General features: G+C 68.2%; 13 protein-coding genes and 1 tRNA gene. 6 read left to right on the top strand and 8 right to left on the bottom strand.

Translation table 11 applies throughout. The annotated features are described in order from the left end of the window. Positions 1 to 9 precede the first annotated feature (9 nt). From rpoB to QQX04_RS00555, 8 genes are all read right to left on the bottom strand, one after another. Positions 10 to 3,489 (bottom strand): DNA-directed RNA polymerase subunit beta, encoded by a 3,480-nt coding sequence (gene rpoB, locus QQX04_RS00590; RefSeq protein WP_301125156.1) that lies wholly within the window; start codon positions 3,487 to 3,489, stop codon positions 10 to 12. Positions 3,490 to 3,845: 356 nt separating this feature from the next. Then, positions 3,846 to 4,235, bottom strand: coding sequence for a 50S ribosomal protein L7/L12 (gene rplL, locus QQX04_RS00585; protein WP_301125154.1), 390 nt, complete (start codon positions 4,233 to 4,235; stop codon positions 3,846 to 3,848). A gap of 56 nt (positions 4,236 to 4,291) precedes the next feature. Continuing rightward, positions 4,292 to 4,813, bottom strand: coding sequence for a 50S ribosomal protein L10 (gene rplJ / locus QQX04_RS00580; protein WP_301125152.1), 522 nt, complete (start codon positions 4,811 to 4,813; stop codon positions 4,292 to 4,294). 308 nt (positions 4,814 to 5,121) lie between these two features. Beyond that, positions 5,122 to 5,820, bottom strand: a complete 699-nt coding sequence (gene rplA / locus QQX04_RS00575; protein WP_301125150.1) for a 50S ribosomal protein L1 — start codon at positions 5,818 to 5,820, stop codon at positions 5,122 to 5,124. Positions 5,821 to 5,888: 68 nt separating this feature from the next. Then, positions 5,889 to 6,320 carry a 50S ribosomal protein L11 gene (gene rplK, locus QQX04_RS00570; protein ID WP_301125148.1) on the bottom strand — a complete coding sequence of 144 codons (432 nt, stop codon included), beginning with the start codon at positions 6,318 to 6,320 and terminating at the stop codon, positions 5,889 to 5,891. Positions 6,321 to 6,382: 62 nt separating this feature from the next. Beyond that, on the bottom strand, positions 6,383 to 7,219 hold the full coding sequence (gene nusG / locus QQX04_RS00565) for a transcription termination/antitermination protein NusG (protein ID WP_301125146.1): 837 nt from the start codon (positions 7,217 to 7,219) through the stop codon (positions 6,383 to 6,385). 25 nt (positions 7,220 to 7,244) lie between these two features. Then, positions 7,245 to 7,502 (bottom strand): preprotein translocase subunit SecE, encoded by a 258-nt coding sequence (gene secE, locus QQX04_RS00560; protein ID WP_301125144.1) that lies wholly within the window; start codon positions 7,500 to 7,502, stop codon positions 7,245 to 7,247. Positions 7,503 to 7,562: 60 nt separating this feature from the next. Beyond that, positions 7,563 to 7,635, bottom strand: a tRNA-Trp gene (locus tag QQX04_RS00555). Between the two features lie 168 nt (positions 7,636 to 7,803). Here QQX04_RS00555 and QQX04_RS00550 point away from each other — a divergent pair. From QQX04_RS00550 to QQX04_RS00525, 6 genes are all read left to right on the top strand, one after another. After that, the gene (locus QQX04_RS00550) at positions 7,804 to 9,009 is read left to right on the top strand and encodes a pyridoxal phosphate-dependent aminotransferase (RefSeq protein WP_301125142.1); all 1,206 of its coding nucleotides are present in this window, start codon (positions 7,804 to 7,806) and stop codon (positions 9,007 to 9,009) included. An 82-nt stretch (positions 9,010 to 9,091) separates the two neighbouring features. Then, positions 9,092 to 9,979, top strand: a complete 888-nt coding sequence (locus QQX04_RS00545; RefSeq protein WP_301125140.1) for an ABC transporter ATP-binding protein — start codon at positions 9,092 to 9,094, stop codon at positions 9,977 to 9,979. Continuing rightward, positions 9,976 to 10,797 carry an ABC transporter permease gene (locus tag QQX04_RS00540; RefSeq protein ID WP_301125138.1) on the top strand — a complete coding sequence of 274 codons (822 nt, stop codon included), beginning with the start codon at positions 9,976 to 9,978 and terminating at the stop codon, positions 10,795 to 10,797. Before QQX04_RS00545 ends, QQX04_RS00540 begins: the two co-directional genes overlap by 4 nt. 57 nt (positions 10,798 to 10,854) lie before the next feature. Next, on the top strand, positions 10,855 to 11,313 hold the full coding sequence (locus tag QQX04_RS00535; RefSeq protein ID WP_301125136.1) for a hypothetical protein: 459 nt from the start codon (positions 10,855 to 10,857) through the stop codon (positions 11,311 to 11,313). Positions 11,314 to 11,516: 203 nt separating this feature from the next. Beyond that, positions 11,517 to 12,983 (top strand): sensor histidine kinase, encoded by a 1,467-nt coding sequence (locus QQX04_RS00530; RefSeq protein WP_301125134.1) that lies wholly within the window; start codon positions 11,517 to 11,519, stop codon positions 12,981 to 12,983. Further along, entirely contained in the window at positions 12,980 to 13,636 is a 657-nt protein-coding gene (locus QQX04_RS00525; protein WP_301125132.1) for a response regulator transcription factor, read from the top strand. The genes QQX04_RS00530 and QQX04_RS00525 overlap by 4 nt, the downstream gene beginning before the upstream one ends. The last annotated feature ends 41 nt before the right edge of the window (positions 13,637 to 13,677 follow it).

Here is a 13,677-nt window from a genome sequence, read left to right as displayed (position 1 = left end):
CTCGAAAGATCAGATCTCGTCGACGCTCGAGGCGTCGGGGCGGCTGGACAGGGAGATGCCGAGCGACTCGGCGGCCTGGTACGCGTCCTCATCGGTCTCGCGCATCTCGATCACGGAGCCGTCGACGCCGAGGACCTCGACGTTCAGGCACAGCGACTGCATCTCCTTCATCAGCACGCGGAAGGACTCCGGCAGGCCCGGCTCGGGGATGTTCTGCCCCTTGACGATGGCCTCGTAGACCTTGACACGACCGGTGACGTCGTCCGACTTGATGGTCAGCAGCTCCTGGAGGGCGTATGCGGCGCCGTATGCCTCGAGCGCCCACACCTCCATCTCACCGAAGCGCTGGCCGCCGAACTGCGCCTTACCGCCCAGCGGCTGCTGGGTGATCATCGAGTACGGGCCGGTGGAACGTGCGTGGATCTTGTCGTCGACCAGGTGGTGGAGCTTCAGGATGTACTTGTAGCCCACCGTGATCGGCTCGGGGAACGGCTCACCGGAGCGGCCGTCGAACAGACGCGCCTTGCCGTTCGGGCCGACCATGCGGTCGCCGTCGCGGTTCGGGTTGATGTGCTCGCGGAGGCCGTTGAGGACGTCCTCGTGAAGACCGTCGAACACCGGGGTGGCGATCGGGTTGCCGGGCTCGGCCTTGCGAGCGCCGTCGGGCAGGTGGTTGGTCCACTCGCCCTCGGCGTCGGTCGCGTCCCAGCCGTTCTTCGCGAGCCATCCCGAGTGCGTCTCGAGGATCTGGCCGACGTTCATACGACCGGGGACACCGAGCGGGTTCAGGATGACGTCGACCGGCGTGCCGTCCTCGAGGAACGGCATGTCCTCGACGGGCAGGATCGTCGAGATGACGCCCTTGTTGCCGTGGCGGCCGGCGAGCTTGTCGCCCTCCATGATCTTGCGGCGCTGCGCGATGTAGACGCGGACCAGCTGGTTCACGCCCGCGGGCAGGTCGTCGCCGTCCTCCTCGGTGAAGACGCGCACACCGATGACGGTGCCGGACTCGCCGTGGGGGACCTTGAGGGACGTGTCGCGGACCTCGCGAGCCTTCTCACCGAAGATCGCGCGCAGCAGGCGCTCCTCCGGGGTCAGCTCGGTCTCACCCTTGGGCGTGACCTTGCCGACGAGGATGTCACCGGCGCGGACCTCGGCACCGATGCGGACGATGCCGCGCTCGTCGAGGTCGGCGAGCACCTCCTCGGAGGCGTTCGGGATGTCGCGGGTGATCTCCTCCGGGCCCAGCTTGGTGTCGCGGGCGTCGACCTCGTGCTCCTCGATGTGGATCGAGGAGAGGACGTCGTCCTGGACGAGGCGCTGCGACAGGATGATCGCGTCCTCGTAGTTGTGACCCTCCCAGCACATGAACGCGACGAGCATGTTGCGTCCGAGTGCGAGGTCTCCCTCGTCGGTGGCGGGGCCATCGGCGATGACCGAGCCCTGGACCAGGACGTCGCCCTCGTTGACGAGCACGCGCTGGTTGTAGCTGGTGCCCTGGTTCGAGCGCTCGAACTTAGCGACGCGGTACGAGCCGGTGGTGCCGTCGTCGTTGGCGACGGTGACCAGGTCGGCGTTCACCTCGGTGACGACGCCGGGCTTGGTGGCCACGACCACGTCACCTGCGTCGATCGCCGCGCGGCGCTCCATGCCGGTGCCGACGAGCGGCGCCTCGGAGCGGACCAGCGGCACGGCCTGACGCTGCATGTTCGCTCCCATGAGGGCGCGGTTCGCGTCGTCGTGCTCGAGGAACGGGATCAGGGCGGTCGCCACCGACACCATCTGGCGCGGCGAGACGTCCATGTAGTCCACGGCGTCCTTCTGCACGAACTCGACCTCGCCACCCTTGGCGCGCACGAGCACGCGCTCCTCGGCGAAGTAGCCCTGCTCGTCGAGCGGGGCGTTCGCCTGGGCGATGACGAAGTGGTCCTCGTCGTCCGCGGTCAGGTAGTCGACGGCGTCGGTGACCTGACCCTTGACGACCTTGCGGTACGGGGTCTCGACGAAGCCGAGCGGGTTGATGCGACCGAACGACGCGAGCGAGCCGATCAGACCGATGTTCGGACCCTCAGGGGTCTCGATCGGGCACATGCGGCCGTAGTGCGACGGGTGGACGTCACGGACCTCCATGCCGGCGCGGTCACGGGACAGACCGCCGGGGCCCAGCGCCGAGAGGCGACGCTTGTGGGTCAGGCCCGCGAGCGGGTTGTTCTGGTCCATGAACTGCGACAGCTGCGAGGTTCCGAAGAACTCGCGGATCGCGGCGACGACCGGACGCGTGTTGATGAGCGTCTGCGGCGTGATCGCCTCGACGTCCTGCGTGGTCATGCGCTCACGGACGACGCGCTCCATGCGCGACAGGCCCGTGCGGATCTGGTTCTGGATCAGCTCGCCGACCGCACGGATGCGGCGGTTGCCGAAGTGGTCGATGTCGTCGGTCTCGACGGTGATCTCGGTGTCGCCGATCGTGAGCTTCGACATGCCCGCGTGCGCCGCGGCGATGTACTTCACGGTCGCGACGATGTCGTCGACGCCGAGGGTCGAGTCGCCGAGGGCCTTGCCGACGCCGAGCTTCTTGTTCAGCTTGAAGCGGCCGACCTTGGCAAGGTCGTAGCGCTTCGCGTTGAAGTAGAAGTTGTCGAGCAGGTTCTGACCGGCCTCGACCGTGGGCGGCTCGCCCGGACGCAGCTTGCGGTACAGGTCGACGAGCGCCTCGTCGGTCGCGTGCACGGTGTCCTTGGCGAGGGTCTCGAGGACGGCCGGGAAGTCGGCGAACTCCTCAGCGATCTCCTCCTCGCTCATGCCGAGCGCCTTGAGGAACAGGGTGACGGGCTGCTTGCGCTTGCGGTCGACGCGCACGCCGACGGCGTCGCGCTTGTCGATCTCGAACTCGAGCCAGGCACCGCGGGACGGGATCACCTTGGCGGTGAAGATGTCCTTGTCCGACGTCTTGTCGGGGGTGCGCTCGAAGTACACGCCGGGCGAACGGACGAGCTGCGACACGACGACGCGCTCGGTGCCGTTGACGATGAACGTGCCGCGCTCGGTCATGAGCGGGAAGTCGCCCATGAACACGGTCTGCGACTTGATCTCGCCCGTGGTGTTGTTCATGAACTCCGCGGTGACGAAGAGCTGCGCGGAGTAGGTGAAGTCCTTCTCCTTGCACTCCTCGGGAGTGTGACGCGGCTCCTCGAAGTACGGGTCCGAGAAGCTCAGCGACATGGTCTGGCCGAAGTCCTCGATCGGGGAGATCTCCTCGAAGATCTCCTGGAGGCCGGCGACCTCGGGGACGTCGTTCCGACCTGCGTCCTTTGCGGCGGCGACGCGGTCCTGCCACAGCGTGTTGCCGAGAAGCCAGTCGAACGACTCGGTCTGGAGACCGATGAGGTTCGGGACCTCGATCGGCTCAGCAAGCTGGGCGAAGGAGATGCGTCGTGACGCGGAGCGGTTGGAGATGGCAGTTGCCGAAGGGGTGCGCGAGGCAGCCAAGGGCGGGTCCTTCCCTGTGATGATCGTGCGTTGACACGTCGTCCAGCCACAGCTCCACCGGACCCCGGGGCGATCCCGTCAGGTGACGGACGCACGCCGGGTAGGCATCTGAGGGCAGGGCAAAAGACAGCGCGGTCGCTAGACTAACGCGGAAACGAGCGATTGTCCACCCCGGCCAGAGGGCCGTCAAGAGTGGCGCGCGGTTCGGTTGAAAAACGTGACCTGGGTCTCGTCTTGGGGAGAACGCGCACAGCGTGTCCCCCGGCACGGCCCGCGACGCGGAGGCCGTGCCAACGACGAAGGTCGGGCCGCTCCCGCAGGAGCGACCCGACCCTCAGAGCGTCGAAGACGCGAGCTTACTTGAGCTCGACGGTGGCGCCGGCAGCCTCGAGCTGAGCCTTGGCCTTCTCGGCGTCCTCCTTCTTGGCACCCTCGAGGACGGCCTTGGGGGCCTCGTCCACGAGCGCCTTGGCCTCACCGAGGCCGAGCGACGTGAGCGCGCGCACCTCCTTGATGACCTGGATCTTCTTGTCGCCGACGGCGGCGAGGATGACGTCGAACTCGTCCTTCTCCTCGGCCTCGGCAGCGGCCTCGCCGCCAGCGGCGGGGGCGGCAACGGCAACGGCGGCCGGGGCGGCGGCGGTGACGTCGAAGGTCTCCTCGAACGCCTTGACGAACTCCGAGAGCTCGATGAGCGAGAGCTCCTTGAACTGCTCGATGAGCTCCTCGGTGGTGAGCTTAGCCATGATGACTTCCTTCTCTTAGCCTGCGTGAAGCAGAGGTGTGTAGTGGGGTGCGGCCCTTAGGCCGCGTCTTCCTGCTTCGCACGCAGGGCGTCGACGGCGCGCGCTGCCTGAGCGAGCGGCGCCTGGAACAGGTACGCAGCACCAAAGAGCGACGCCTTCATGGCGCCGGCAGCCTTGGCGAGCAGAACCTCGCGGGACTCGAGGTCCGCCAGCTTCTTGACCTCGTCAGCCGAGATCACGTTGCCCTCGAGAACGCCGCCCTTGATGACGAGCTTGTCGTTCTCCTTGGCAAAAGCCTTCAGACCCTTTGCAGCCTCCACCGGGTCACCGGTGACGAATGCAATGGCCGTGGGTCCGACGAAGAGGTCGTCGAGACCGTCCACGCCAGCATCCTTGGCCGCGAGCGCCGTGAGAGTGTTCTTGGCGACCACGTAGGTCGCCTCGCCGCGGAGAGCGCCGCGCAGCTTCGCGAGCTGCGGGACGCTGAGGCCGCGGTACTCGGTGAGGTACACAGCGCTGGAGGCACGGAACTGCTCCGTGAGCTCAGCAACCGCGGTCACCTTGTCGGGCGTCGCCATAGTTGTCCTTTCAGGGAAAGTGACCACCGGGCCTGCCCCGAAACGACGAAAGGCCCCGCGCAGGCGGGGCCGTGGCGGTCACGGGGGCGAACGCACGAAGGGCGGCCGCAAGGCCGCCCAAGGGTTCGCGCACGTGGCGCTACTTTCTCACCTGCGCTGGCCCCCGCTGTTGCGGAGCTTCGGTCGTTCCTGGCGAACCAGGTCCGACGACCGGCGGTCTTGGGCTAGACAACCTTACGTGAACGCCACGAGAAAAAGCAAATCGGGCCCGACTCCCAGGAGGGGTCGGGCCCGATCAGGCGTTCTGCTTAGGCGTCAGCCTTCGCGAGGGCGTCCACGGGGATGCCGGGGCCCTGGGTCGCGGAGATCGCGGTCTTCACGATGTAGCGGCCCTTCGAGGCGGACGGCTTCACACGCATGATCTCGTCGAGGATCGCCTGGTAGTTCTCCACCAGCTTCTCATCGCCGAACGACGCCTTGCCGAGGATGGTGTGGAGGTTCGCGTGCTTGTCGACGCGGAACTCGATCTTTCCACCCTTGATGTCGGACACGGCCTTCGCCACGTCCATGGTGACGGTGCCGGTCTTGGGGTTCGGCATGAGGCCTCGGGGACCGAGGACCTTTCCGAGGCGACCGACCTTGCCCATGAGGTCCGGCGTCGCGACGACGACGTCGAAGTCGGTGCGGCCGTCGGCCACCTCGGCGATGAGCTCGTCGCCGCCGACGATGTCGGCGCCTGCCTCGCGTGCCGCATCCGCCTTGTCACCGTTGGCGAAGACCAGGACCCGAGCGGTCTTGCCGGTGCCGTTGGGCAGGATGACGGTGGAACGGACCATCTGGTCGGCGTGACGCGGGTCGACGCCGAGCTTGAAGACGACGTCGATGGTCGAGTCGTTCTTCTTGGAGCCCGTCTTGATCGCGAGGCGGACGGCCTCGAGCGGGGTGTAGAGCTGGCTGCGGTCGACGAGCTGTGCTGCGTCGCGGTAAGCCTTGGAGCGCTTGGTCATCTGCGTTTCCTTTGCAGTCGTGGTGGCGGGCCAGCGCGGCCCTCCCACTGGGAGTCTTGAGAGCGGTCTTACTCGACCGTGATGCCCATGGAGCGGGCGGTGCCGGCGATGATCTTCGCAGCGGCGTCGATGTCGTTCGCGTTGAGGTCCTGCATCTTCATCTCAGCGATCTCGCGCACCTGAGCGTCGGTCAGCTTGCCGACCTTGTTGGTGTGCGGGACGCCCGAGCCCTTGGCGACGCCGGCAGCCTTCTTGATGAGCTGCGACGCGGGCGGGGTCTTCGTGATGAACGTGAAGGAGCGGTCCTCGTAGACCGTGATCTCCACGGGGATGATGTTGCCACGCTGCGACTCGGTGGCCGCGTTGTAGGCCTTGCAGAACTCCATGATGTTCACGCCGTGCTGACCCAGCGCGGGTCCGACGGGCGGAGCGGGGTTCGCGGCGCCGGCCTGGATCTGAAGCTTGATCAGTCCGGCGACCTTCTTCTTAGGGGCTGCCATGTTCTTTCGGGTCCTTTACTTGCTTTGAATGGCGGCTGGCCGCCGCCACGTGCGTCGTTCGACTAGAGCTTCTGCACCTGGTTGAACGACAGCTCGACCGGGGTCTCCCGGCCGAAGATGGAAACGAGGACGTGGAGCTTCTGGCTCTCCACGCTGATCTCGGAGATGGTGCCGGGGAGCGTCGCGAACGGGCCGTCGATGACGGTGATCGACTCGCCGATCTCGAAGTCGACCTCGACGGACTTCTTCGGCGCGGCGGTCTCGGTGCCCTCGGCGGGGGCCTCGGCCTCGGTCGGGCTCGCGAGCATGCCGTAGACCTCGTCGATGGTCAGCGGCACAGGCTGGTGGGCGTGGCCGACGAATCCGGTGACGCCCGGGGTGTTGCGCACGGTGCCCCACGACTCGTCGGTGAGGTACATGCGCACGAGGACGTATCCAGGCATGCGGACGCGCGTGACCTTCTTGCGCTGACCGCCCTTGATCTCGGCGACCTCCTCCATGGGGACCTCGACCTGGAAGATGAAGTCCTCCATGTTGAGGCTCTCGCGGCGGTGCTCGATCGCCTGCTTGACGCGCTTCTCGTGGCCCGAGTAGCTGTGGACGACGTACCAGTCGCCCTCCTGCATGCGCAGCGACGCGCGCAGGTCGTCGTCGACGGAGGTCGGCTCGGTCTCCTCGACCACGGCGGCCTCCTCGGCGGGAGCCTCGGGCTCGCCCGGGACGGTGTCGTCGTCCGCGGTCACCACGGCGTCGACCGGGGCGTCGCTGAGGTCGGCCTCGTCGACGGCAGGCGCCAGCGCGTCCTCTGCCGCCTCGGTCGCCTCCGCGAGCTTCGCGTCCGTCTCGGCCAGGGTGGCCTCGGCGGCGCTCAGCGCCTCGTCGATCTTGTCGTCACTCACGTCTCTCGACTCCTTCACTCGCCGGCTATCCGCCGAACACCTGCGATGCGCCCCACCCGAAGACCAGGTCGAGCACGAACGTGATGACCATCATGACCGCGACGAACGCCAGGACCACGCCGATCAGGCGGATCCACTCGTGACGCGTGGGCGACACGACGAGGCGCAGCTGCGACACCACCTGACGCACGAACAGCGCGATGCGCCCGAAGATGTTGCGACCCTCGCGCGACTCGTGGCGCGGGTCCTTATCTCCGGTGTCGGTCACGACGGATTCGCTCACCGATACGTCCTTTGCTTGGGTGGTGTGTGGGGGTGTCGCGGAAGACACGTCCGCTGTACGCAGGGCAGGAGGGACTCGAACCCCCAACCGTCGGTTTTGGAGACCGATGCGCTACCAATTGCGCCACTGCCCTTCGGGGGTTGGGCCCCGAGGCTCTTGACCACCGGCACCGCACCGAGGCGCGGACCATCATGGCTACTGTCAAGTGCCGAGGAGCCATAGTACGTGGTTTCGGCTCCAGATGCGAACCCGGCCTCTGGCACCCGACCTCGAGGGCCGCCCGGGATGGAACAATGGTCGCATGACTGCTCCCGCCCGCCGCGTCTCTGCCCGCCTCGGCGCCATCGCGCCGTCCGCCACGCTCGCCGTGGACTCCAAGGCCAAGGCCCTCAAGGCCGCAGGCCGGCCCGTCATCGGCTTCGGCGCGGGAGAGCCCGACTTCCCCACGCCGGACTACATCGTCGAGGCGGCCGTCGCGGCCGCGCGCGAGCCGCGCAACCACCGCTACACGCCCGCGGGTGGTCTGCCCGAGCTGAAGGCTGCCGTCGCCGCGAAGACGCTGCGCGACTCCGGCTACGAGATCGACCCCGCGAGCGTGCTCGTGACGAACGGTGGCAAGCAGGCCGTGTTCCAGGCCTTCGCCGCGATCGTCGACCCGGGCGACGAGGTGCTGCTGCCCGCCCCGTACTGGACCACCTACCCCGAGGCGATCGCGCTCGCGGGAGGCTCCGCCGTCGAGGTGTTCGCCGGCGCGGATCAGGACTACCTCGTCACCGTCGAGCAGCTGGAGGCAGCGCGCACCGAGAGCACGAAGGCGCTCCTGTTCTGCTCGCCCTCGAACCCCACCGGCGCGGTCTACTCCGCCGAGCAGACCAAGGCGATCGGCGAGTGGGCGCTCGAGCACGGCATCTGGGTCATCACCGACGAGATCTACGAGCACCTCCTGTACGAGGACGCGGTCTTCTCCCCCATCCTGAAGCTGGTGCCCGAGCTCGCCGACCAGACCATCGTCCTCAACGGCGTCGCCAAGACCTATGCCATGACGGGATGGCGCGTGGGCTGGATGGTGGGCCCCATGGACGTCATCAAGGCCGCCAGCAATTTCCAGTCGCACCTGACCTCGAACGTCGCCAACGTGTCGCAGCGCGCCGCGATCGCGGCGCTCGAGGGCAGCCTCGACGCCGTCCACGAGATGCGCACCGCCTTCGACCGTCGCCGCCAGACCATGGTGTCGATGCTGCGCGAGATCGACGGCGTCGTCTGCCCCACCCCCAAGGGCGCCTTCTACGCCTACCCGTCCGTCGAGGGCCTCATTGGCCGCACCGTGCGCGGCAAGGAGATCACCTCGAGCGCCGACCTTGCGGGCGTGATCCTCGACGAGGTGGAGGTCGCGGTCGTCCCGGGCGAGGCCTTCGGCCCGTCGGGCTTCCTCCGCCTCAGCTACGCGCTGGGCGATGAGGACCTGGCCGAGGGCGTGGGCCGGATCCAGTCGCTCCTCGCCGAGTAGGGGAGACCCCCGGCATACAGGCCGGCCGCGATCGTCCACACAGACGAGGCGGCCGGCCTTCGTCGTCGTTAGGCTCGACCCCATGACGGAACCCGCCATCAGCATCTCCGGGCTGCACAAGCACTACGGGGACCTCCATGCGGTCGACGGACTCGACCTCGAGATCCCCCGCGGCGAGGTGTTCGCGCTGCTCGGACCCAACGGCGCCGGCAAGTCCACCACGGTCGAGATCCTCGAAGGGTTCCGCAAGCGCACCTCGGGCGAGGTCTCCGTGCTCGGCATCGACCCGCAGTCCGCGACCAAGGAGTGGCGGCACCGGGTGGGCGTCATGCTCCAAGGCACCTCCGGTCGGGGCCTGCTCACCGCGCGCGAGTCCGTCCAGTACGCGGCCCGCCTGTACCCGAACGCACGCGACGTGGACGAGACCCTCGCCGCCGTCGGCCTCACCGAGAAGGCCGGAGCCAAGCCTGCGACCCTGTCCGGCGGCCAGCGCCGTCGGCTCGACGTGGCGCTCGCCCTGATCGGGCGGCCCGAGCTCGTCTTCCTCGACGAGCCCACGACCGGCTTCGACCCCGAGGCGCGACGCCAGTTCTGGGGGCTCATCGAGTCCGTGCGAGGCGACGGGACCACAGTGCTCCTGACCACCCACTACCTCGACGAGGCCGACCACCTCGCCGACCGCATCGGCATCATCGCCGCCGGCCGCATGGTCGCCCTCGACACCCCCGCAGGGCTGCGCTCGAGGGCCAACGCGGCGCACATCAGCTGGGTCGACGACGGAGTGGCCCGCACGGAGCAGACGGCGACCCCCTCCGCGTTCCTGCGCGACCTGCTGGCCCGCACCCCAGGAGAGATCACGTCGCTCGAGGTGCGACACCCCTCGCTCGAGGACGTCTACCTTCAGCTCATCGGCGAGACCCAGCGCGCCGCCGCCGATCCTTCAGCCGACACCGAGGAGGTCGCGTCGTGACCGCCACCGCCGCACCGCCCACGCCCACGTGGACGTCGATGACCCTCGCCCGGCTGAGCGTCGAGCTGAAGGAGTTCTTCCGCAGCCGCGAGCAGATGGTCTTCATCTTCCTCTTCCCGATGATGCTGCTGCTCCTCTTCGGCTCGGTCTTCGGCGGCGAGGAGATCGCGCCGGGCGTGACGTTCGCGCAGTACTTCCTGGCCGGCATGGTCGCCTCGGGCATCCTCAACACGGGCTTCCAGTCGCTCGCGATGACCATCTCGATCGACCGCGACGAGGACGTGCTCAAGCGCATCCAGGGCACACCCTTGCCCGCCACCTCGTACTTCGCGGCCAAGGTCGCGCAGGTCCTGCTGGTGTCAGCGGTGCAGGTGGCGATCCTGATCGCGATCGGCGTCGTCATCTACGACGTCACGCTGCCGTCCGACGCAGGCCACTGGGGGACGTTCGCGTGGGTGTTCCTGCTCGGCACCGCAGCCGCGACGACGCTCGGCATCGCGATGTCCACGCTGCTGCGCAACGCCAAGTCAGGATCCGCGGTCATCACCCCGATCGTGCTGTTCCTCCAGTTCACCTCGGGTGTCTTCCTGGTCTACACGCAGATCCCCACATTCCTGCAGCACGTCGCGGAGATCTTCCCGCTCAAGTGGCTTGCGCAAGGCATGCGGTCGGTGTTCCTGCCGGAGGACTTCGCCGCCGCCGAGGCGCGCGGCAGCTGGGAGCTGACCACCGGTGCGATCGTGCTGGCAGCGTGGGTCGTCATCGGGCTCGTGCTCGCCGTGAAGACCTTCCGCTGGACCCGCCACGACGACAACTGACGGCCCACCGCTCGCTCTCTGAGGCCGTTCTCAGAGTCGCAGGACGACGATCGAGACATGGAAGCCACGACACCACGATTCATCGTCACCATCGGCGCGACCGCCGGGATCCTCGTCGCAGTCGGCCTGGGCGCCAGCGCCATGGTCACCGGCGGCAGCAGCCCCGAGAGCACGGTCGAGCCCGTGATCATCCCATCCTCCGCGCCGACGCCTTCGGCCTCGCACAGCGCCGACGACACGAGCAGCCCCGAACCGACGGAGGAGGCGACCGACGACCCCGTCGAGGTGATCGAGGACGACGTGATCGATCTCGAGGACTACGACGACGATCGCGACGACGACAGCTCCCGCTCCACGTCCTCCAGCTCCGGGTCGGACGACGACAGCTCCCGCAGCGGCTCAGACGACTCCTACGAGAGCGATGATGATGTCGAGCACGAGGACGAGTTCGAGCACGAGGACGAGTTCGAGCCCGAGCATGAGGACGAGCTCGAGGACGAGTTCGACGACGACTGACCGCACGCGACACGACAGCGAGCCACGAGATGTCCCCCACAGCCCTCCGCACGGGGGCGCCGCATGACACGCGCCCAGCGCCCGACGCCACTCCCCCGGCCGTTCCTGACGCCGGAGACGCGCCGAGCCACACGCCCGCAGTAGCGTGGTGGCGTCGAAGGGTGGCACCGATGGCGATGTCGCTGCGCCGGTGGAGCGGAAGCGTGAGCGTGAGGATCCGGGTCCTCACGTACCTCACCGCGCTCACCGGCATCGCTCTCGCAGTCGCGGGCAGCACCGCCTTCGCGATCGAGCGCGCACGGCTCGACAACGAGATCGGCACCGACCTCACCCTGAGAGCCGACGACCTTCACACACTCGTCGCCGAGGGGGACCCCGTCACGGGCGCCACCTTCGTCGATGCCGAGTCGATCCTGCGGGAGGCCATGCGACGCGTGGTCGCCTCGCCGACCGAAAGCGCTGTCGCGTTGCTCGCCGGCGAAGCCCGCTTCGTACCGGGCGGCGACGAGATCCTGCGCCTCGAGACCGACGACGCCCTGCTCGCCGCGGCGACTGACGCGGCGACCTCCGGCACCGTCGCCGTACAGTCGCTCACCACGGAGCAAGCCGACTACAGGTTCCTTGCCGTGCCGATCGCCGACGCGACCGGCGCTGTGCAGGGGGTGATGGTCTACGCCGCCGACCATGGCGCGATCATGTCCGCTCTCGTGGACACGTTCGAGGTCTACGTGGTCGTGGCGCTCATCTCGCTCGCGGCGATCGCCGTGTTCGGCTACGTCACGGTCGGCCGTCTCCTCGAGCCGATCAGGCTGCTGGACCAGACCGCGCGACGCATCTCGACGACCGACCTGTCGGACAGGATCCCGATCGTGGGGAACGACGACCTCGCACGGCTGTCGGAGACCGTCAACCAGATGCTCGACCGCATCGAGCGTGCCTTCTCCGACCAGAGCCAGCTGCTGGACGACGCGTCCCATGAGCTCCGCACCCCGCTCACGATCGTCCGCAACCGGCTCGAGCTGCTCGAGCCGCGCGACTCGGAGGCTGTGGTCGCCGCCCGTGACGAGCTGCTCGATGAGGTCACCCGCATGTCGCGACTGGTCGACGACCTGGTGACCCTTGCGAAGGCCGACAGGCCGGAGTTCCTCAGGCTTGCGCCGGTGGATCTCGCCGAACTGACGGACGTCGCGCTGAGCCGGGCCTCACAGCTGGGGCCGCGCATCTGGACGACGGAGGCCATCGCTGAGGGCGTCGTTGAGGCCGATGCGGAGCGCCTCACCCAGGCGTGGCTTCAGCTCTCCGCCAATGCGGTGCGCTTCTCTGAGCCTGGCACCGCCATCACGCTCGGGAGCGAGGTGCGCGTCACCGTGGACGGGGTTCCCGAGTTCAGGCTGTGGGTGCGCGATGAGGGCATCGGCATCGCTCACGAGGATATCGAGCGCATCCGGTCACGGTTCGGCAGGGTCGACACCCGCGTGGACGGGACCGGCTTGGGGCTGCCCATCGTCACTGCCATCGCGGAGGCGCACGAAGGGCGTCTGGACATCGAGTCCACGCCTGGCAGGGGCTCCACGTTCTCGATCGTGGCGCCGGCCTACGCGCCGCGTCATGAGGAGCCTGCTCCGGCGTCCCCCTGGGACGATCCGGCGGCGGAGGGAGCGCGCGCATGACCCGCCTGCTGCTCGTGGAGGACGAGGATCGCCTCGCAGCGTCGGTCGCCGAAGGGCTGAGGGTCGCGGGGATCGAGGTGGAGCGAGTGTCCACCGGGCGTGACGGGCTGGCGCGGGCGGTCGAAGGCGACTTCGACATCATGGTGCTCGACATCGGGCTGCCCGATCAGGAGGGCTTCACCGTGCTGAGGCGCTTGCGTGCGACGGGGTCCGATCTGCCGGTGATCATCCTGACCGCCCGCACCTCGGCGGAGGACACCGTCCGCGGCCTCGAACGCGGGGCGGACGACTACATGCCGAAGCCGTTCAGCTTCGACGAGCTGCTCGCGCGCATCCGCCTGCGGGCGCGCGCTCCGGAGGCCGAGGTGGCGGATCCCGTGATCCGCATCGGCCGCTGCGCGCTCGACACCGAGTCCCGGTCGCTGACGTGCGACGACGAGCCGGTGGAGCTGAGCCCGCGCGAGCTGCAGCTGGCAACGTTGCTCATGACGCACGGAGGCGACGTGGTGAGCAGGCAGGCCGCCCTGGCGCACGTGTGGGGCTCGGCGTCGAAGGACAACGTGCTCGACGTCTACATCCGCTATCTCCGTGGACGCCTCGGAGCGGACTCGATCGAGACGGTGCGAGGCGTGGGTTACCGATTCGTGGGCTGAGCAGGGGCGGGCGCCGTCGCGGCATGCCCGCCGAGGTCGGC

It is taken from the genome of Demequina zhanjiangensis (genome assembly GCF_030418315.1).
GTDB lineage: Bacteria > Actinomycetota > Actinomycetes > Actinomycetales > Demequinaceae > Demequina > Demequina zhanjiangensis.
Note: the sequence above shows the minus strand (reverse complement) of the source record. Positions and strands in the feature narration are given on the sequence as shown.